Consider the following 20,834-nt stretch of genomic DNA (forward strand, 5'->3'; position numbering starts at 1 on the left):
GTAACGAACGGTGTTATCGGCTTAGATAGGACCGATTTCGGGGGTCCGAGATTTTTCCGCTACGGTGGCCAATAAGCCGGCCAGCGCATCGGGATCTACGGGTTTGACCAAGTGGCAGTCCAGGCCGGCTTCCTCCGAGGCGCGGCGATCGTCTTCCGTGCCATAGCCGCTGATTGCTACCAAGAGCACCTTTTCCATGCCGGGCAAGCTCCTAAGACGCCTGGCCAGTTCATAGCCGTCCATTCCGGGCAATCCGATGTCCAGTAACGCGACCTCGGGTTTGAAGTTTGCCGCGATATTCAGCGCCATGGGCCCGTCGTAGGCGACCTCGACCGTATGTCCGGAGGCGCTGACGATCAGCGCGGTACTCTCGGCGGCGTCGTGGTTGTCGTCGACGATAAGAACCCTGCGCGGCACCAATACCATTTCGGATTGCAGCGCGGTGATGTCTTGGGGGCTTTCGTCGATTCCCTGCCATAACGGCAGATACACCAAAAATTCACTGCCGAGGCCGAGTCCGGCGCTTTTGGCTTCCACCCGGCCGCGGTGCAGTTCGACCAGCCGGCGCACCAGCGTGAGCCCGATTCCGAGCCCTCCCTCCATGCGGTCCAAGCCTCTCTCCGCCTGCACGAAAAGGTCGAAGATATGCGGCAGCGCCTCGGGGCCGATGCCTCTGCCGTCGTCGCGGACCCGCAGCACGGCTTCATCGTTGACGATATGGAGACTGACCTCGATGTGGCCGCCCGGCGGAGTGTATTTTGCGGCGTTGGCGAGCAGGTTTTCGACGACCTGCTCCATGCGGGTGGGGTCCACTTTGACGAACAACGGACGCCCCGGCAGATCCAGGGCGAGCTTGTGCTGGCGCGAGTCGAGCTGATATCTGACGATTTCCAGAACATGAACGATCAGAGGCACGAGATCGATCGTTTCTTCGCGCAGCTCGATTTGGCCGCGGGTGATGCGCGCCACGTCGAGCAGATCGTCCACGATGCGGGTGAGCTTGGTGAGCTGCCGGTCCATCATCGCGTGGATCTGCTTGACGGGAGTCTTGTCGGGGTTGGCCCTCTGCAGGATGTGAAGCCCGTTACGGACCGGCGCGAGAGGATTGCGCAGTTCGTGGGCGAGCATGGCCAAGAATTCGTCCTTTTGCCTATGGGCTTCGCGCAAGGACTCCTCGATATCCTTGCGCTCGGTGATGTCGCGATTGGTCTCGAGCACGAGCGGCGGCTTGTTGCGCTGGACGACGACGGTGTTGCGGCTGTCGACGATGATGCGTTTTCCGGTGCGGGTGGTATGGACCACTTCGCCGACCCATTGCCGGTCCCGGGCGAGTATGCGTTCGAATTCCTCGGAGCTGATGCCGCGTTCGGTTTTCAGCAAGGTGTGGCTGATTTTCCCTATCGCCTCGGAACGCTTGTAGCCGTACAGTTCCTCCGCGCCCCGGTTCCAATACCGGACGGTGCCGCCGAGTTCCCACATCAGGACGGCTTCGTGGGCCTGGTCCAAGATTTCGCTCCGCTGCCTCAGGGCCGCTTCGATACTGCGACGCTCGGTGACATCCTGAATCGTCAGTAGGATCAGATCGTTCAGATGATCCTCTCCGAGCAGTTTGTAGGCGCTCAGGTTCAGGATGCGTTCGCCGATTTCGGGATGCGCCTGGATGATCTCATAATCCTCCAGGGTTCTCCCGCCCTGCGACACGATCTGGAGCGACTCTTTGATCTCCCGCCTATCCCACAGCCCGTTGCCGGTGTCGTAGAGGCAATTGTTCTGGATGGCCTCCGGTTTGGTCCGGAACATTTCGAAATAGGCCCGATTGGCGCGTTTTACCCGGAGATCCCGATCGAGCACCACCAAGGCGTCGCGCATGGTTCCCAGAATGGCCTCGTTGAATTCCTGCGCGTTCTTCAAGGTGAGATTGACCTGGCTCAACTCGTGATTGCGGACCCTCAGCTCTTCATTCGCCGTGGCGAGTTCCTCGTTGGCCGACTGCAATTCCTCCTTGGCGGTTTCGAGCTCTTCGTTCGTGCTCTGGAACTCCTGGTGAGCGGACAAGAGTTCTTCTTCCAGCGACCTCAGTTTTTCCTGGCCGGCTTTGTGGGCCTCGATAACGGATTGCAGATGGCGTTGCGTGGCATCGAGTTCTCGTCTCAACTCCGAGAATTGGAACTGCCCTCCAGCTTGCGCGGACTTGAAAAGCAGGCCCACTTGTCGCGTCAGAACGGAGGAAATTCGCCGAAGCCAATCGGCCGGGGCATGGATTGGAAGCCGGGACGGCGAATTTTCGAAAAGAATCAGGAAGAATTGCGCGGTGCCTTCGGCGTCGTTGAGCGGCAGGACCTCGAATTGAACATACCGTTCTTTCCCGTCGGTGCGGATGCGGATGTTTTCCCGTCTGACGGATTGTCCGGTCGACCGCGTCTCCTGAACGGCCTCCGACAGTTCGATGAAGAGATAGGTTTGGGTCAGGCTTTTTAGGTTCAGGCTTGCCGAACCCTGTTGATGCTCGAGAAACTGTCCGGTATGGCCGCGAAACTGGAGAACGTTCAGATCGTCATCGATCAGCACGCCGGCCGGCGCGTAACGTGCGAGCAGGATGTTGTCGGCCTGTCGCTGAACCAATCCGGGGTTTTGCAGTGGCGCAGCCGTTTCTGTCAGCGTTTTTTCAGGCTGAAGTGTCCTTTGTTCCTTCCCGCCGAAGTTCAGCAACATTCGGCCGGGAACGTTCTTCCTCACGTAGATGCTCCAATTTTTGTTTAAAGGTTCGAAGAGATGCGAACCTTGGGGACCGATATTTTCGGATGGCCCGAGCGCGAGAAATTTACCCGGATTGAGCGCGTAATGAAAGGTCGACATGACATGTCTCTGCAGTTCCGGATCCAGGTAGATGAGGAGATTGCAGCAACTGATCAGATCGAGCTTGGAAAAGGGGGGATCTTGCGCCACGTTATGTTCGGCGAAGACGCACGATTCCCGGATCGCCGGAATGACTTGATAATGAGCGTCGGCTCGGATGAAGAAGCGTCTGAGCCGCTTTTCCGAGATATGAAGCCTGATGTTTTCGGGATAGCGGCCGGCCCGTGCCAGGCTGATGGCCTGCGAGTTGATGTCGCTGCCGAAAATCTGTATCGGGATACTGACCTTCTTCTCGTCCAGAAACTCGATGAGCGCCATGGCGATGGAATAAGCCTCCTCGCCGGTCGCGCAACCGGGCACCCAAATACGAATCGGATCGTTCGGAGACCGGCCTTGCAGCAGCCGCGGAAAGACTTCTCTCGTCAATCCACGGAATGTCTCCGGGTCCCGAAAGAACGCGGTAACGCGGATCAGGAAATCCTGGCACAGCGCCTCGGCTTCGGTCGGTTGATTCTGCAACAGGGCGAGATAATCGGAGAGGCTATGGATCTTGTTAAGTGCCATTCGGCGCATGAGCCGCCGTAAGATGGTCTTGCGTTTGTACTGGCTGAAATCGAGCCCGCAAGTGACGAGAACGACACGGAATATCTGCTTCAGATCCTGTTGCCGGATGGCCAGGGTCTCCAGATCGCCGGCGGCGGTCCCGGCTCGCTGGCCGAGGTTTGTGAGCTCCCGTGCGATCTCCTTGGGCGGCAATACGTAGTCGACGCATCCCATGCTGATGGCGCTGCGCGGCATCCCGTCGAATCTGGCCGAGGACGGATCTTCCGCAAACGCGATTCCGCCGCCGGTCTTGATCGCCTTGAGCCCCTTCGCTCCATCCGACCCGGTCCCCGACAGCACGATTCCGATTGCCTTTTTCCCCAGCTCGCGAGCCAGGGAAAGAAACAGATAATCGGCCGGCAGATGAGGCGACGGACGTCCGTGCCGGCGCTGAAGGTTCAGGCAACCGACCGAAACGCTTATATCCGCATCCGGAGGAATGACATAAATATGATCCGCCTGTATCGCCATCCCCTCGCGCGCTTCGATAACCGGCAATCTGGCGGTATTGGCCAGGATTTCCGCCAGCTTGCTGTCATGATCGGGCGATAAATGCTGGGCGATCAGGAAGGCGAAGCCGATGCCGGGCTCGATGGCTTGGAAAAGATCCAGCAGCGAGTTCAGACCTCCCGCCGAAGCGCCTATACCCACCATGGCCGGAATAGTCTCGGGCGATCTCAAGCAGCCACCGTCCGGTCTTGTCGTGTCGTGTCGTTTCTGGCGTTCATCCGTCGTATAGCGCACTCACTCACGGCCTAGAGCTTGTACAACGGCTCCAGATCCGCGGCTACGGACGGTTTGCCCGCCTTGGACGAGATCATCGGGTCGGATCGAAAAGCCGCCCAAAGGGCCTGCCCTTGCCAACCGGGTTCCGGGTGTCGGTAAAGTGTGCGGTTCAGCCGCTCGATTTCACGACCCAATTCGCCTTTGCAACGCCGCTCCAGGTCCTCCAAACCCATAACGCGAGCCGAAGGCCAACGCTGTCTCGCCCAATCCAAGAGAGCCTGCCGCGCCGCGGCGGGGTCGTTCTTCCGGCAGGCTATTCTCAAGGCGTTTGCGGCCGAGCGCTCGGACCGACCGTCGTCGTATGACTGCGGGACCGGCGTCTTCCGGGGCCTGCCGCTGAGCCACCAGGCCGCGGCGGTTCCAATCCAGCCCAGCCCGAATAACAGAGCCAGCCAAAACCAGAGCCCGCTTGCAGGACCTGCAGGTAGCGCCTCGCTCGGCAGCGAAGATTCCGGTCGTGCCGGAGCGGCGGACGATCCCGAACGTGTCGTGGGCAAAGCGGGTGGGGTGGATTCCGGCGATTGGGCTCCCGGCAGCACGGTCAGGGTGCGCTCGGGAACCCGCGCGGCCTCCATCCGCTCGGTCTTGGTGTTCCACCAGGGGATTTCGATCGGCGGAATCCGGTAGGTTCCGGAACGCGCGGGAATCAGGGCGATTTTTTCCTGCCGGACGCTGGCCAGTCCGGTCGTCAGTTTTTCCTCGTTCAGCAGCGGTTGATCCGGGTAACGCTTGATGTCCGCCGGGGATCGTCGAGAGGCTTGCGGCTCCAACTCGGGCAATAAGCCGACCGTCGTTCCATCGGCCCGCACGGTGATGGTCCGGGTGATCGGTTCGCCAACCGTGGTTTGAGGGGCATTCTGCGACCAGGAATCGTCGATTTCCAGGTGTTCCGCCGGCAGCCAGTGTTTGCCGGAAAAAGCCGCCGGAATCGGCCGGACGTCCAATCTCACCGAATCCGAATGCGCGCGCAAAATGTGAGTCGAGTGATTGAAAAACTGATTGAAGAGGGATCGCCCGCCGGCCGCGCTTCGGGCTTCGAGCGTCAACGGTTCCAAAAGGAGAGTCCCGCTCTTCTGCGGAAAAATCGCATACTTACGTTCAATTGCCGTGTACTGGAGGCCGCTGCGATGGGTGGTATAGCGCCGGTCGTCGCCCAGCCTTTGAATCAAGGCATCCTCGGCCGAAGGCTCGCTGAGATTTGCAGCGCTGAAATGGACGCGGCTCAACACTCGAACCGTGTAGATCACCTGGGCCTGCACATAGGGATTCTTCGGTTCGGCCTCGACTTCCAGGAAAAAATCCTCGCCGTTGCCACCCGCCAATGGCGGGGGCGATCCGGCGACCTGGAGAGTCAAGGGTTGGGATCGGTCGGTTCCGAAGGCGATGGGCGGGACGGTCAGCGTGCCCGTCCGTTTCGCCATGACCGTGACTTGCCATTCCGTCCGCTTGCTGAAACGGCCGTTGATGAGCGAAATCTGGCTGCTTTGCGATTGACCGAGGACATGGAAATCCTTTTCCAGTGGCGCGAAGTCCGGATCGTCGTCCGGCGTTTTTTCCGCCGAAAAGATGAGCGTGAAGGATTCGCTCACCGGTATCGGGTCGCGGTCGGCGGTCACGCTGATCGCCGCGGCCGAAGCGCTTCCCGCATGGAACAGAAAGATCAAGGGCCATAGGCGAATCAATCGGCGCAGAACGGATAACACCCGATTGGAATCCGGGTTCAACCTTGGGTCAGAGCGATGCGCCCAGAGAAAACACGAATATAAATAAAAGAGTTCGCTCATGGTCTAGGCTCCGCGCCTTGAGTCCTTTGTCGTTGACGGTACTGGTAATAAAACTTGCGTTTTAGAAGGCCGCCGGGATCGTCCGGGATACGCCGCAGCCATTGCTCCTCGGCCTGGCGGGTTTCATCTGTCTTACCCGTTTCCGCTGTTGCCGCAGCGGCTTCCCGCTCACCGCTTTCGTCGGGCCGTCTATCCTGTGCTTGGCCGGCGGTCTGTTGCGGGTCGGACCCGTCGTCGGGCGTTTTTTCGCCATTCTTATCCGGCCGATCTTGCGCCTTGCTTTCCGATCCGGAGGCGGCGTCGGCGCTTTCGGGCGAATTGTTTTCACCGTTCGAGCCATCGTCCCGCGGCTGGGCGTCCTGTTCCTTGCCCGCTTGTTCGTGTGGTTTTTCCTCTTCGTTTTTTCGATCCTGACCGTCCGATGGCCCTTGCGGCGATTGCGAAGACTTGGATTCGGATTCCGAGCCCGAATCCTTCTGACTTTTCTGCTGTTCTTCGTGCTGCTTCTTCTGCTGTTCCAGGGCTTTTTCGACGAGTTCCTTGTTGTAGTGGGCGTCCGCATGGCCAGGATCCAGCTCCAGGGCTTTCTGGTAAGCCTTGATGGCCTCGTTGTAACGTCCCTGCCGGGCCAGGGCGTTGCCGCGATTATAATGGCCGGTCGCCGAATGCGACTCCTCTAAGAGTTTGGCCGCGTCCTCATAGCGTCCGGCCTTGTACTGGGCGGCCGCTTTCCATTCGGAATTTTGAAATTTTTTCGCCGCTTCATCGTAATTCTCGGCTTGAAAGGCTTGCCGAGCCTGTTGGTCGGGCCTTTGCCACAGGTTATGCCAGTCCAGCGCCTGGGCATCGTTCGGAACCGGGGCTGCCAGAACCAACAGCCAGGCGGCGAGCCATCCGCGCCGGAACGACAAGGCCGCGAGCGGCAGTAGGGCCAGCAGCAGCCAGACACCCGGTTCCTTCCATTGGTCCACGTTCAGGGTCTTTTCGTTCTGCGTATCGGCGGCGGCATGCTGTTCGAAAAATCCCAATAGCGCATCGAGATCGCCCGCAGTGGCGGTGAGATTCCGATAGATGCCGCCCCCGGCTCGGGCCAGCTTCCGCAGCGCGTCGGTATCGAGCCGCGGAACCACGATATTGCCGGTATCGTCCTTCAAGAATCCGCCTTCGGGCATGGGAACCGGCGCGCCCTCCTCGGTGCCGACGCCCAGCACGGAAATGCGATAACCCTCGGTTTTCAGCCGGTGCGCTGCCTCCTCGGCCTCCGCCGCCCGTTCTCCGGCGGTGACCAGCAGGATATCGCCGGACCGCAGGCCGGCTTGCCTCAAGAGCCGCGCAGCGGATTCCAGCGCAAGATCGATGCGAGTTCCCTGTACGGGCATCAGGCCGGAGTTTAGGGCGAAGAGTTGCGCGGCGATGGTGGCCGCATCGTCGGTCAGCGGCGTGACGGTGAACGCATCGCCGGCATAGACGACCAAAGCGGTTTGACCGTCCTTGCGCGTCTTCAGGATATCGGCAATCTTGTAGCGGGCACGCTCCAGACGGGTCGGCTTGAGATCGACCGCCTCCATGGCCGAAGAAAGGTCGAGTACGATGACCACGGCCGCGATATTGCGAAAAGCCGGTGCGGGCAGACGCTCCCAAACCGGCCCCGCCAAAGCCATGATGGCGACGATGCCGCCCAAGGCCGCGGCGAACAGCGGATGGCGGCTCGCTCGGCCGTCCCCGCCGATGAGTACGTGGGGCAGCAGCGCATCATCGCAGATGCCTTTCCAGTCTCCGGTGCTCCGGCGGCGCCGGTACAACCCCCAAAGTATCGCCGCGAGCGGGAGGACGGCCAAAAGCCACCAGGGCCTCAAGAAATGAAACTCGTTCATCGGCAATCGTTGTCGCGATTCATGGATTCAGCGTCGTAGCCCATCATCTCCGGCCCAAGCAGTCATTCTCGCAATTTGGTTACCGCCAACGCAGCCGCCAATAGCAGCGCGGCGGCCAGGGGCCAGTGATAGAGCTCGGTCCGCGGCCGGTAAAAATGCTTTGTCCGTTCCACCGGCTCCAGTTCGTCCAACAGTGCGTAAATATTCTCCAATTCGTTGGTATCCCGCGCCCGGAAGTAGCGACCGCCGGTTTTTTCGGCGATGGCGTTCATGGCTTCCTCGTCGAGGTCCTGGGACGGATTCACGCGCCGCGTGCCGAAAAGATCGTTGACGATCATCTGATCGGCCCCGACGCCTATGGTATAGATTTTTAGCTTCTCGCGCGCCGCGACTTCGGCCGCTTGCAGGGGGGAAACCGCGCCGGCGGTGTTGGCCCCGTCGCTGAGCAGTATCAGAACCCGCTGTTCGGCGGGATTGTCCCTAAGGCGCTTGGCGGCGAGGCCGATGGCGTCGCCGATGGCGGTCTTGTCGCCGGCGAGTCCGATGACCGCTTCGTCCAGCAGGATGTGCACCGTGGTGCGGTCGAAGGTCAACGGGGCTTGCAGGTAGGCCTGCTCGCCGAACAGGATCAGCCCGATGCGGTCGCCCACGCGCCGTTCGATGAACTGGCCAGCCACCCATTGGGTTGCGGTGAGGCGATCCACTGCCCGGCCATGGAGGAAGAAGTCCTCGATTTCCATACTGCCGGAAAGATCGACCGCCAGCATCAGATCGCGGCCGCTGACCGCCTGCTCGATAGGCTCGCCGAGCCACTGCGGGCGGGCCGCGGCGCTGACCAGCAACACCCAGCCGGCGACGGCGATCCAAATGGCATGCGGCTTGGTTTTCGTTACGCCCTGGCTTGACGGAAGGCTATCGAATTCCTCGAGAAACGGCGTCCGCAGCGCCGCGCCGCCCGGCTCCGGCGCGGCGGGCAGCCAGCGGCGCATCAGCCAGGGCAAGGGCAAAACCAGAAAGACCCAGATCCAGGCGAATTCGATCATGGTTCGGTGGCGGCCTGCTGAGGAGCGGAATTTTTCCGGGGCGGCACGATGGTTCGAGGCAGGGCTTTAAGCCAGTCGCGGCAAAGCGCGATCAGGCGATCCATATCCGCATCGCCCACCGGCCGGTAGGGCGCATCCAGCAGCGCCCGGCCGACACCCCGAGAAAAGCGGGGCGTTCCGAGCGGCCGGTCCAGCCATTCGAGCCAGTCCTCGCCGGTCAGCCCCGCCACATCTTCTCGAGGGTAGGCGCTCAAACCGGCCCGGCGCAGCAGGATGGACAGTCTTCTCAATTTTTCGGTCATGCCCAGCGTCGAATCCTTTTGCAGCGCGTCCAGCTCCCGCAAGGCGAGCTTCGCCACCGTGACCTGCCGCCAGCGGCGAATAAGCCATACCGCAGTCGCGATCAGCAAAACCGCCGCGACCGATACGATCCACCAGCCGATCGCGGGCGGCCACCAGCTTATCGGGTCCGGCAGATGAATATCGCGTAGCGGCAAGGTTTCCATGATCAGGCGTGGAAAAGCGACGGGCGGCTGCTCTGCTGCAAAACGAAAAAAGGCTCGTCCGTGGTGCGGCAGGCAACCAAGCGTATGCCGTGCCGGCGGGCCAGCTCGCGCAGCCGTTCCTCGCGGACCCGGAACGAATGTTCATAGACGTCGGCGGTCCGCGCATCGGCATTCAGCAAAACATCGCGGCGGCCGTTGCTGAACCGGTGAGGTCCCAGAGGCAGGCGTTGCTCCAACGGATCGAAGATGAACACCAGCACCAGATCGCAGTGGCGGGACAACCGGCTCAGGCTCGCCTCGCCGGCGGCGGTCAGATGCCGGAAATCGCTGAACACGAACACCAGGCTGCCCGGTCGCGCGTGGCGCGGCAGACGAATCAGTGCGTCTTGCAAGGCAGTCTCCGGCGTGTCGTCGCTTCGGGGGGACGCTTGGTCGACCAGCATTTTGAGGAGTCTCAACACCGCACGGTGGCCGTGCTCAGGTTTGAGCTCGATGCTTTCCGCCTCGGAGAAAATCTGTCCGCCGACGCGATCGCCATGCCTTCGGGCGCTCCAGGCGATGAGCGCCGAGAGCCTGGCCGCCATCGCCGATTTGAACATGCCACGGGTTGCGAAGAACATCGCCGATCGGTAGTCCACCGTCAGAAAAACCGGCCTTTCGCGCTCTTCGCGGAAAAGCTTGGTATGCGGCTTGCCGGTGCGCGCCGTGACGCGCCAGTCCAGGTTGCGGACATCGTCGCCCTGGGCGTAGAGCCGCGTTTCGTCGAACTCCATGCCGCGCCCCTTGAAAGCCGAGAGATACTGCCCGCTCTGCAAGGCGCGTACGGTCGGCCGGGCCAGCGTCAATCCCGCCGCGGGCTGGCTGAGCCGGATCAAATCCTCGAGCGTCGGCCGGACCAGCGAGTTGTCGGGCTTCGTCGTCGCCACCGAGCTTCCGGATGATGGGGTGGGCATGGAGGTAAAGGGTTAATTCAGAAAACGCTGCAACACATTATCCAGGAAATTCCAGCCGGTGTCGGTGCAGCGAATGGCACCGTCGCGCCGTTCGACTAATTCGGCGGCGATGCAGTCGGAAAGTTCCGGTTCCAGGGCAGCCAAGGGTAACCCGGTGTATTTGCCGAACGCCGCTTCGGCGAAACCTTCCCGGAGGCGGAGGTGATTCATCAGAAATTCGAACGGCAGGTCTTCCCTCGGGACCGCGGCCCGCCCGCCCTGCCGATCCGGTCGGCCGGCGAACTCGAGATAATGCTGCGGGTGTTTGATCTTCCAGGTCCGCATTATGGATTGCTCCGCCGCGTTCGTAATCTTGCCGTGAGCGCCCGCGCCGATGCCCAAGTAATCTCCGAAACGCCAATAATTGAGATTGTGCCGGCAGCGGTACCCTTCCCGAGCATAGGCGGATACCTCGTACTGGCGATAGCCATGATCCGCCAAAAGCGCCTGACAGCTTTGCTGCATGGCCCAGATGCGATCGTCCTCCGGCAGGCGTGGCGGGTACTTGTGGAACACGGTGTTGGGTTCCAGGGTGAGCTGATAGAACGAGATATGGGTCGGGTTCAGGCCCACTGCGGTTCGAATGTCCGTCAGCGCCTCGTCCACGGTTTGGTTCGGCAGCCCGAACATCAGGTCCAGATTGAAGTTCTCGAATCCCGCTGAGTGCGCGATTTCGGCGGCGAGCCGCGCCTCTCGGCTATCGTGGATGCGGCCCAGTTTTTTCAGATGCGTGTCATGAAAGCTCTGGATGCCGATCGACAAGCGGTTCACCCCGGCCTCGCGAAAACCCTGGAATTTGGCGATCTCCGCAGTGCCGGGGTTGGCTTCCATGGTGACCTCGGCATCAGCCGCTATGTCGAGCCGTAACCGAATCCCCTCCAAAAGAGCGCGGATCGCGGCCGGACTAAAAAGGCTGGGGGTGCCGCCGCCGATGAATATCGTTTCCACCCGTCGCCCTGCGACGGAAGGCGCTTGTTGTTCGAGATCGGCAAGCAGCGCCTTCGCGTATTCGTGTTCGGGCAGCGCGGTGTCTGCCGCGTGCGAATTGAAGTCGCAATAAGGGCATTTTCTTACGCACCAAGGCACGTGGATGTAAAGGCTGAGCGGGGGTGTCGAAAGCATGGTTTGGGGGTATTTTAACCCGAGATCCGAAGAATAAATGGGCGGGAGGCTGCGTCGGCACCCCGGAATTCGCTGTGCCGACTGCCCGGATCAAGTCCGCAGTGCGTAATAGGCAAGCAGTCCGTAGCAAGTGGCGGCGGTTCCGCCGTGCAGCAGAATCAAGGCCCTAGGCTGAATGCCTTTGGCCCGTTGAAACGAAATGTACAGTCCGGCGGCGATAATGACCAGCGCCAGGCCGATAATCACGTAGAGCCGGGTATCGCCTTTCAGGGCGACCATGATCACCAGAGTCGATCCCAGCAACGCCAAGCCGCCGTGTATCAGGGCGTACAACCGGGAACTGCCCCTTCCCTTGAAGGCGTCGATTCCCATGCCCGCCCCCATGAACGCCACCAAAGTAAAAACCGCAACCGACAACATCAGCATGATCTTCTCCTTGACAACCGGATGTTGGACAAGGTTTCGATTGTAGGGAGGGGACGATTGAACGGCAAGTCGCGCCGGCCGTTCAAATTACTTATTCCGCGGAAAGCCCCGTGAGTCGGTCTTCGAGACGGCGGACGATGGTCTCCACGATCGCTTCCGGCGTTTGCCGAATATCGATCGTGATGGCGTCGGAGGGTTCCTCGAGTGCCGCGAACTGGCTGGGAAGAAGGTCTAGCGGCATGAAGTGCTCCTGCCGGCGCGCGAGTCGTTCGCGGATGAGTTCGAAAGAACCTTTCAGATACACGAAGACCACTTCGCGGTGTCCTCGCGCGAGGCGCTCCCGGTAGGAATGCCGCAGCGCGGAGCAGGCGATGACGGCGGAACGCCCAGTCGCTATGGACGTTTCTATCAGCTCGGCGAGCCGGTCGAGCCAGGGTTCCCGGTCGGCATCCGTCAAAGGCTGGCCTCGCGCCATTTTCTCGATGTTTTGCACGGGATGGAAATCGTCCCCGTCGAAGAACGGCCAACGCAGGCGCTCGGCGAGCCGCTGGCCGATGGTCGATTTTCCGGAGCCCGAGACTCCGAGGAGTACGACGATGGCGATTGGACGGTCCATTATTAAGCTTGACGAAGCACGATGGCCATCGACGGCTCGACGAAACCAGCGGTAAAGGAGTCCACCGTTCTTGCCTCAGTTCGCCTGCGAACCGGAGTCCGGAAGCGTTTGCAGCACTTTCCCATAGCGTTCTTCCAGATCGGCGCGGTCGCTGGCGTCCGGCAGATTGGTCAGCGTGTCCTTATAGATCAAGCGCGCGTGCCGTGCCAGAGCGTTACGATAAGGCTCGGGCAGTTCGGCCTCGGCCAGAACGGCGATCATGTCCAGGAGGCGAATCGCCACGGCCTCGTTCTTCCTGGCGTGCTGGCGCAACTGATTGAACGCTGCATCGAGGATGCCTTCGTAGGTGTAAGGATCGGTCACGACGCAGATGCGCCCGTCTGCACCGCGGCAGAGCGGGGAAGTCAGCTTCCGGCCGGCGAGAAACGACAGCGCCGCTCCCAGCCAATCGATACAGTTGACGGCGGTGAAGGGATCGTTGATGCCGGGCGAAAGAGCGCGGACCGCCACTTCCACCAACTGGTCGACGGCAAACTCGGCATCCTGGATCAACGTGCGCTGAGGTCCTAAAAGAAAGCATTCTCCGATCTCTTCGACGATCGCCTCCGTTACCGCTTCGCGCGGCGAAGCCAAAGCCAGCACATGGCCTTCGATGATGAACTGGCCCGGCCGTTTGAGCAGATGCACGAGCAGATTGTGCCGCTCGGCAATGTCCCGAATCCGCTCCAGTTCGATGGCGTCCAGGTAGCCGTTGCCGGGCGCCGGAATGCCGGAGGCGTGCTCCGCAAAATCGGTCGGCAGTTGCCGCTCCTCGTCCGCGGGATTATTCCGCCCGCCGGGATCGGAAGCTTCCGGAAACAAGTTGCCGAAAGTCTCGATCAAGCGTGCGCCGACATTCTCGACGATGTTCGGCGCCTGTATGAATGTGGCGACCCGGTGGATGAAATAGATCAGCAGCCCGAAACTGAGCACCCCGAGCACCAGAGCGACGCTGACCGAAAGATGGGGAATTTCCGCCCCGTCATCGGTCGAACGGACTCGGGTCAGCACCAAAATGGCGTAGATGAAGGTCGCGATGAACCCGCCGAAAACGATCTGCGTACCCCCTTGCCGCATGAAGTTCGGCAGCAGGCGCGGGCCGAATTGCGACGAGGCGTTGGAGAGCACCAGCATGGCGATGGAAAACACCACCCCCGCCACCGTGATCGCCGAGGACGCCAACGTGGACAAAATCGCTTGAGCCCCCGGTGCGTCCATCACGTAAAGATCGGAGAGAAACGGCAGATATCGCTCGCGGGCCTCCTGATCGACCAGAAACAGCAAGACCGCCAGGATCGCGGCCGTAACCGACATCAAGGCGGGGACGAACCAGTAGCTCGAGCGGAGCGTCTCCCAGAGCTGGACCAGGCGAAGTTTCATGGTTGTTTGGACCGCGCGGGAGCGCCCGCGATTCCGTAACGGTCTGGCAAGCGCTTCATCGGATGCATCGATACGTCCCGGTTTCGTTGTATCCCATACATGGTACGATCAGACTTTTGTCCTTGTCTTCATCGCAAGGAGCTCGATAAGCGCCGGATCGACCGCCAATAAACGATCCTTCCGAAGATCGCGCGAACCAAGCGCGCCGTTTCCTGTCCATCGAGTGGACTTGCTCGCCGGGTCCAATTCCTTGCTGAACAACAATAAACGAGACATCTGATGGAAATTGCCGGAATCTTCATGTTGCTCATCCAGATCGGATTCGCCGTTCACGCGATCCGCCACGGCCATCCGATTTTCTGGGTATTTCTAATTATCTTCCTGCCCTTGCTCGGCTGCATTCTTTATTCGGTGATGGTGCTGCTGCCCGAAGTGATCCAAAGCCGCACCGCCCGGCAGGGTTCCAAGGCCCTGCTGAGAACGCTCGATCCACAAAAGGAGCTCCGAAAACGCCGCGAAGCATTGGAGGTCTCGGACACCATAGGCAACCGGAGCGCACTGGCACACGAATATCTCAGGCATGGCATGCTCGACGAAGCCATCGAACTTTACGAGAGCTCCCTCACCGGGATGTACCGCGCCGATCCCGACCTCTTGCTTGGCCTGGCCAAGGCGCTGGTGGAAGCGAACAATTTCGGACGGGCGCGGGAAACGCTCGAAATGCTGTTCGGGGCTAATCCGGAATTCGAAAACCAGGAGGCGCATCTGCTTTACGCCCGCTCGCTCGAAGCGCTCGGCGAACTGGATCGGGCCTTGGACGAATACCGGGCACTGGCTAAATATTCCGCAGGCGCCGAAGCCAAATGCCGCCATGCCCTGCTGCTGAAACGCATGGGAAAAACATCGGAGGCGCGGGCGCTGTTCGAGGACATCCTCAAGGACGCAAAGATCGCATCCAGGCACAGCCACCGGTTGAACAAGGAGTGGGTGGATATCGCGAAGCGGGAGGTGGCGTAGGTCAGTCCGGTTTGAAGGCTCGAACGATGCGCTTCGTGCCTCAGGGTCATAGGATGTGCTGACGAAGGAAGCGCATCGTTCGCGATTGATGCGCTTCACTTCGTTCAGCACCTACTTGAACTATTGGGGTCTTGAACGGCTTAATCGCTTCGCTTGCAAGGTTTTTCGCCAGCGGTTTACTAAGTTATACATCTCAGGGCGGAGTAAAGTTCTCCGGCACTTAGAGTAGTTAGTAGTTAGCTAATAGCATCAATGAAGAAAACAAAACAAAAATGGCAGTTCCAACTTACGACAAGTTTATCGAACCAATACTTCGATTTTTAGCCTTACGGCCAAATGGGGCGCCTGCACGAGAGGCTCATGAATCTGCAGCTAGCGCACTCGCCATTTCGGAAAGCGACAAGCAGGAACTGCTGCCAAGCGGAACGCAGCCAGTTTATAAGAACCGCGCAGGGTGGGCTCACGACAGGCTGAAAAGAGCAGGGCTTTCCAGTAGCCCTCGCCGTGGCTACTGGCGGCTAACTGCCGACGGGATGGCATACGCTGCGAGTCATCCCACCCCATTACCTCCCGAGGAAGTTGAGAAACTTGCGATTGGGTTTATGGACGTTAGACTTCGCCAGCCTCTGGGTTCAGACGCACTTAGCCCTTCAGGGCAGACCACCACGTCTTCGATCTCGGCCGTAGCTAGCCCTGACGACCGTCTCGGCGAGGCGATCGCCGAGCTTCGTCGCTCAGTCGCAGCGGAACTGCTCGAATCGCTTTCCGTTGTTTCTCCGAAATTCTTTGAAACCATTGTCCTTGATCTTCTACATCGCATGGGATACGGCGCGAGCCGAGCAGATCTTCAACGGGTTGGGGGCTCCGGCGACGGTGGAATCGATGGGATCATTTCGCTAGACAAGCTCGGATTGGAGAAGGTTTATGTTCAGGCGAAGCGTTGGCAGCAAGCGGTTGGTCGCCCGGAAGTTCAGGCCTTTTATGGTGCGCTCGCTGGGCAACGCGCTAATAAAGGCGTATTTATTACAACTTCATCCTACACAACGCAAGCAGTAGAGTTTGCAAGGTCGGTTGAGCGCATCGTTTTAGTCGACGGAGCGCGGCTTGCAGAGTTGATGATGGATTATGAAGTCGGGGTTTCATCCCGCACCGTCAAGGTGCCAAAGCTTGATAGCGACTACTTCGATGAAGAATCGACCTAATTCGTCATGCCCAAGCGGTAAGGATTCACAGGACCATAGGATGCGCTGACCAAAGCACGGGCCAATTACAGGGCCGTTCGCGATTGATGCGCTTCACTTCGTTCAGCACATCCTACGCAAGGTGGTTTGAATCGCCGCCGCTTCGTTTCCCTCACCGACCTGAGGCCTAAAGCCTCCGATTCGATCGTCACGCTTCCTCGTGTACCGGCAATACTGACGGCAACCGACACCTTGCCATCGACCGATTGCTCCGATGAATAAGCGTTGCGCTCGATCGGACATGATGGTTTATTGTTAGGCCGGGCTGATGCGGGTTGACCGCGGATGTAACAAATAATTAACAGATCGGCGCAAACCCGCTCCGGCTGGGTACAATAGCCGATTTTCGGCTTGCAACATACGCGACATGAAAGTCCTGCACTGCACATGGATTCCCGAGTGTACCGACGAGTTCGTCCAGCCGGGCGATTTTTGGCTTTGGATAGAGCATGACGGCGAACCCGCCGACGTCTCTGGAGCCGCGAACCGTCATCCTCGGCACCTCACCAAAGCGGAGCTGGTGGCTTTTCTCGAAGGCGAACTCGGGCTGGACGTTTCACCTTATGAACGCCGGTTTCATTTCGCGCCGCAGACGGTCCTTTTGCCGACGGTCGACGGTCGGCCGCTGCCGGGCCTAGAGTTGGAAAGCGGAGTGGACGAAGAGCCCATCGAAGCGGCTTTGACGGGCTGGGAAGTGGACGGCTATCGCCTGGCCCACCCTTTCAAACAGCTCGGCGAGTTGCGTTTTCTGTCGGCTTACCGGACCTCGCAGACCAAGGCGGGCATCGATCTGCTATTTTGGCATTACTTCACGCAGTCGCTGAAGTCGGTGATCGTGAAGGATCGCTATATCCCGGCGCTGCTCTATCGAACCATGCCGCCCGAAGGCTATGAAATCTACGCCGGCTGGGAAATCGTTTCCGACAGTTATGAACGCCTGATTCGGGAGGCCGTCGAGCGGATGCCTCCGGTTTGTGCGTCGGCCGGCGGTTTTTTTTACGAGAGCGCCAGTCTGCTCAAGCATTGCGCCGATGTCCTGGTGCATCGCACTATCGTCCAGGCGGCGTCTGCCACCAAGTTGGGCCGCAAGATCGAGGGCACGCTGTTGAATGCCTGCCGCAACGGCGCGCCGGCCGGGCATCCGTGGAAAACCGACGAGGGTATCGAGCTCTACAGGCAATGGCTCGGCTGGCGGCGCAATCTGCTCGGGCGCCGCGAGGAAGCGGACCTGGAGTTGGTGTTCCGCTTGCAGGAAGCAGTCTCCGAGGACGATGCCTGGCGATTGGAAATTCTCCTCTCGCCGCGCCGCGATCCCGCCCTGCGCCTGCCTTTGGCCGAATACTGGGGGCTGCGCGCCGAGGAGAAACAGGCTTTCGCCAAGCCGGTCGGTCCGGAGTTCGAGAAAAACCTGCTGCTCGGCTTGGGCCAGGCGGCTCGCATCTATCCGAAATTGTGGGAAGGCTTGGACGAAGAGCGCCCCACCGGGGTCGATCTGGCTTTGGAAGAGGCCTTCGCGTTTCTCCAAGAGGATGCCTGGGTATTGGAAGATGCCGGGTTTACCGTCATGGTGCCCACCTGGTGGACTCCGCAAGGGCGGCGACGTACCAGAATCCGCCTTTACGCCAGCCGCCGCAGCCCCTCGGATGCGGGTACTCGGCGCGATTTGGGCTTGCAGAACCTGATCGCATACCGCTACGAGCTGGCGCTGGGAGCGGAGACCATCGACGAGGCCGAATGGGAACGCCTGGTCGAAAGCAAGACGCCGCTGGTTCGCTACCGCGGTCAGTGGCTGACGCTGGATCGGGAAAAGATGCGCACGATGCTGGAGTTCTGGCGCAAGCACCGGAGCGAGGACGGCGGCATGAGCCTGCCGGAACTGATGCGGAAGACGGCGGAGGATTCGGATCTTTTCGAGATCGATCCCCAGGGAACGTTGCTGGAAATGCTGGGGAAGCTCCGCGATCACAGCCAGCTGCAGCCGGTGGACGATCCGCCGGGCCTGGTCGCGCGGCTTCGGGATTACCAGCGGCGCGGGCTCGCCTGGCTCTGTTATCTCGAAAGCCTGGGGCTGAACGGATGCCTGGCGGACGACATGGGCCTCGGGAAAACCGTGCAGGTAATCGCGCGCTTGGTTCACGAGCGGGTCGAGACGAATCAGCATGCCCCGACCTTGCTGGTCGTGCCCACGTCGGTGATCGGCAACTGGAAGAAAGAGCTCGAGCGTTTCGCGCCCGGCCTACGCGCCATCGTCCATCACGGCGGCGGACGTTTTCGGGATGTCGGACGTTTTCGGGAGATCTGCGCGGAGCACGATGCGGTTATCACGTCCTATGCCTTAGTGCGACGGGACGAGAAACTGTTTTCCCAGATCCGATGGGCGCGGATCGTGCTCGATGAGGCCCAGAATATCAAGAACCCCTTGTCCGCCCAGACCAAGGCGGTTTTGAGGCTCAATGCGGAGCATCGCCTGGCCTTGACCGGAACCCCGGTGGAGAATCGGCTGCTCGACCTGTGGTCGATCTTCAATTTTCTGAATCCCGGTTATTTGGGCAAGCAGACCCAGTTCCGCCAGCGTTACGAGCTTCCGATCCAGCGCGATAACGATCCGGCTCAGACCGAGACCCTGAAACAGCTGATCGAGCCGTTCGTCCTGCGCCGCGTCAAAACCGATCCCAATATCATCAAGGACCTGCCCGACAAGGTCGAAAACAAGCAGTTCTGTCATCTCTGCAAAGAGCAGGCCTCGCTCTACGAGGCCGTGGTGCGGGACGTGGAGCAGCGCCTGACGATGGCCGAAGGTATCGGTCGGCAGGGCTTGATGCTGTCGGCACTGATGAGGCTCAAGCAGGTGTGCAACCATCCCGCCCAATTTTTGCGCGACGGCAGCGAGTTCACGCCCGAGCGTTCTCCGAAACTCGATCGGTTGCACGACATGTTGACCGACGTGATCGCCGAGACCGAAAGCGCTCTGGTGTTCACCCAGTTCGCCGAAGTCGGCGAGAGCCTGTACAAATACTTGCGCGATGCCTTGGGCTGCCCGGTATTTTACCTGCACGGCGGAACGCCGCCGGCAAAGCGCGAGCGGATGATTTCCGAATTTCAGGATCCGGATACCGAGCCCGGCGTGTTCATATTGTCCTTGAAGGCGGGCGGGGTGGGCATCACGCTAACCAAGGCCAACCACGTTTTTCACTTCGATCGCTGGTGGAATCCGGCGGTCGAGGACCAAGCCACCGACCGCGCCTTTCGAATCGGGCAGTGCAAGAATGTTTTCGTCCACAAATTCATCACCATAGGGACGCTGGAGGAGCGTATCGATCGTATGATCGAAGACAAGAAACAGGTGGCTTCGCTGATCGTCGGAAATGATGAATCCTGGCTGACGCGACTCGACAACGAGGCCTTCAAGGAACTGATCGCCCTGAATCGTCAAGCCGTTATGGAGTAGCCCATGAGCAAGATCGGCAAGACCTGGTGGGGCCAGCGGTTCATCGAAGCGATGGAAACATTCACCGACCCGAAGCGGCTGATGCGTGGGCGCCAGTATCTCAGCACCCACCGCATTCTCGGATGGCGGGTGGAGCAGAACAAAGTCCTGGCGCGGGTGCGGGGACGGATGAGCCCCTACCTCGGATTTTACGAGGAGCCCATCTATGAGATTCACATCGAGTTCCTGTCCCTGCCGGCGTCCGCCTGGGATAACGCCATCCGGCTCATCGGGAGTCGTGCGGGATTTCTGGCCCGCTTGCTTCTCAACGAAATGCCGGACGAGATCGAAAAGCCGTTCGAGAATCTGGAAATCGATCTCCTGCCGCGGAGCCGCAAAGACATCAAGACGCGCTGTTCATGTCCCGATCCGGAAAATCCGTGCAAACACATTGCCGCTTTGTATTACCTGCTCGCCTCGCGGCTGGATCACGATCCCTTTCTATTGTTCGAACTCCGGGGACTTCCCCGCGCCGAACTGGCCCGGCGACTTCAGAGCACGCCCTTGGGGGCGGCGCTAGCTACCGCCTTGACGGAGAACGGGGGCGAATTGTACCCGGCGGAGTCCTACTTCAGTCGTCCCTTGCCCAGCACCGTGCCGGACACAGTCGTTCCCAGGGACTACTGGCGCGGCGCGAAAAAACTGCCCTCCGGCGTGGAACCGCCGGAACCCGCTCCGGTTTCGGGCATTCTGGTCAAAAAAGGCGGCGATTTCCCGCCGTTCTGGCCCAAGGACGTGTCCTTCGTCGACGTGATGGAGGCCTTTTACGAGCAGGTCAGGAAAAAGGCGAAGGATTGGATGTGAACGAAGCGACCGGCAATCGGGAAAATCCATCGATGTTGTCGGCCGTCCACGCAAGTTCCTCATATGCTTTTTCGTCAGCCGGGGCATTCAAGTCGCCGGCGAAATCATGGAAGCCTGATCCCATTTGCCAAGCGGGCTAGCGGCAGTTTGACCCGAAGGGTTTGCTAAGTACATCCCATAAAGTTCTGCGGAAAGGGCGTACACTGGTGGCATGAAAGCCATCCTGATCCCCCCGTTGGGCAAAGCGCAACAGAGTGA

At 60.2% G+C, this 20,834-nt stretch carries 14 protein-coding genes; 4 read left to right on the forward strand and 10 right to left on the reverse strand.

Translation table 11 applies throughout. The features are described from left to right. Nucleotides 1–21 precede the first annotated feature (21 nt). The 10 genes from JOD69_RS16835 to JOD69_RS16880 all read right to left on the reverse strand — a co-directional run bounded on the left by JOD69_RS16835 (nt 22) and on the right by JOD69_RS16880 (nt 14,027). Complete coding sequence (locus JOD69_RS16835) at nt 22–4,203, reverse strand: chemotaxis protein CheB (protein WP_210024082.1); 4,182 nt, start codon at nt 4,201–4,203, stop codon at nt 22–24. Nucleotides 4,204–4,214: 11 nt separating this feature from the next. Further along, entirely contained in the window at nt 4,215–6,029 is a 1,815-nt protein-coding gene (locus JOD69_RS16840; RefSeq protein WP_086134415.1) for a BatD family protein, read from the reverse strand. Beyond that, nucleotides 6,026–7,903 (reverse strand): VWA domain-containing protein, encoded by a 1,878-nt coding sequence (locus JOD69_RS16845; RefSeq protein WP_086134414.1) that lies wholly within the window; start codon nt 7,901–7,903, stop codon nt 6,026–6,028. Before JOD69_RS16845 ends, JOD69_RS16840 begins: the two co-directional genes overlap by 4 nt. A 62-nt stretch (nt 7,904–7,965) precedes the next feature. After that, nucleotides 7,966–8,946: a VWA domain-containing protein gene (locus tag JOD69_RS16850; RefSeq protein ID WP_077728175.1), complete on the reverse strand. Its 981-nt coding sequence runs from the start codon at nt 8,944–8,946 to the stop codon at nt 7,966–7,968. Beyond that, entirely contained in the window at nt 8,943–9,452 is a 510-nt protein-coding gene (locus tag JOD69_RS16855) for a DUF4381 domain-containing protein (RefSeq protein ID WP_240507008.1), read from the reverse strand. The genes JOD69_RS16850 and JOD69_RS16855 overlap by 4 nt, the downstream gene beginning before the upstream one ends. A gap of 2 nt (nt 9,453–9,454) precedes the next feature. Continuing rightward, entirely contained in the window at nt 9,455–10,405 is a 951-nt protein-coding gene (locus JOD69_RS16860) for a DUF58 domain-containing protein (protein WP_077728173.1), read from the reverse strand. A 12-nt stretch (nt 10,406–10,417) separates the two neighbouring features. After that, on the reverse strand, nt 10,418–11,566 hold the full coding sequence (gene hemW / locus JOD69_RS16865; protein ID WP_086134412.1) for a radical SAM family heme chaperone HemW: 1,149 nt from the start codon (nt 11,564–11,566) through the stop codon (nt 10,418–10,420). Nucleotides 11,567–11,656: 90 nt separating this feature from the next. Beyond that, entirely contained in the window at nt 11,657–11,992 is a 336-nt protein-coding gene (locus JOD69_RS16870) for a hypothetical protein (RefSeq protein ID WP_077728171.1), read from the reverse strand. Nucleotides 11,993–12,083: 91 nt separating this feature from the next. Continuing rightward, nucleotides 12,084–12,608 (reverse strand): gluconokinase, encoded by a 525-nt coding sequence (locus JOD69_RS16875; RefSeq protein WP_086134411.1) that lies wholly within the window; start codon nt 12,606–12,608, stop codon nt 12,084–12,086. A 75-nt stretch (nt 12,609–12,683) separates the two neighbouring features. Further along, the gene (locus tag JOD69_RS16880) at nt 12,684–14,027 is read right to left on the reverse strand and encodes a DUF2254 domain-containing protein (RefSeq protein ID WP_077728169.1); all 1,344 of its coding nucleotides are present in this window, start codon (nt 14,025–14,027) and stop codon (nt 12,684–12,686) included. Nucleotides 14,028–14,306: 279 nt separating this feature from the next. On the opposite strand from JOD69_RS16880, the gene JOD69_RS16885 reads away from it, so the two are divergent. From JOD69_RS16885 to JOD69_RS16900, 4 genes are all read left to right on the forward strand, one after another. Next, a complete protein-coding gene (locus JOD69_RS16885; RefSeq protein WP_086134410.1) occupies nt 14,307–15,044 on the forward strand; it encodes a tetratricopeptide repeat protein in 738 nt (245 codons plus the stop codon). Between the two features lie 602 nt (nt 15,045–15,646). Then, entirely contained in the window at nt 15,647–16,246 is a 600-nt protein-coding gene (locus JOD69_RS25095; protein ID WP_280859647.1) for a restriction endonuclease, read from the forward strand. Between the two features lie 406 nt (nt 16,247–16,652). Next, the gene (locus JOD69_RS16895; protein WP_086134408.1) at nt 16,653–19,733 is read left to right on the forward strand and encodes a DEAD/DEAH box helicase; all 3,081 of its coding nucleotides are present in this window, start codon (nt 16,653–16,655) and stop codon (nt 19,731–19,733) included. Nucleotides 19,734–19,736: 3 nt separating this feature from the next. Then, nucleotides 19,737–20,576, forward strand: a complete 840-nt coding sequence (locus tag JOD69_RS16900; protein ID WP_086134407.1) for an SWIM zinc finger family protein — start codon at nt 19,737–19,739, stop codon at nt 20,574–20,576. Nucleotides 20,577–20,834 lie beyond the last annotated feature (258 nt).

The organism is Methylocaldum sp. RMAD-M, from assembly GCF_017832375.1.
Lineage (GTDB): Bacteria > Pseudomonadota > Gammaproteobacteria > Methylococcales > Methylococcaceae > Methylocaldum.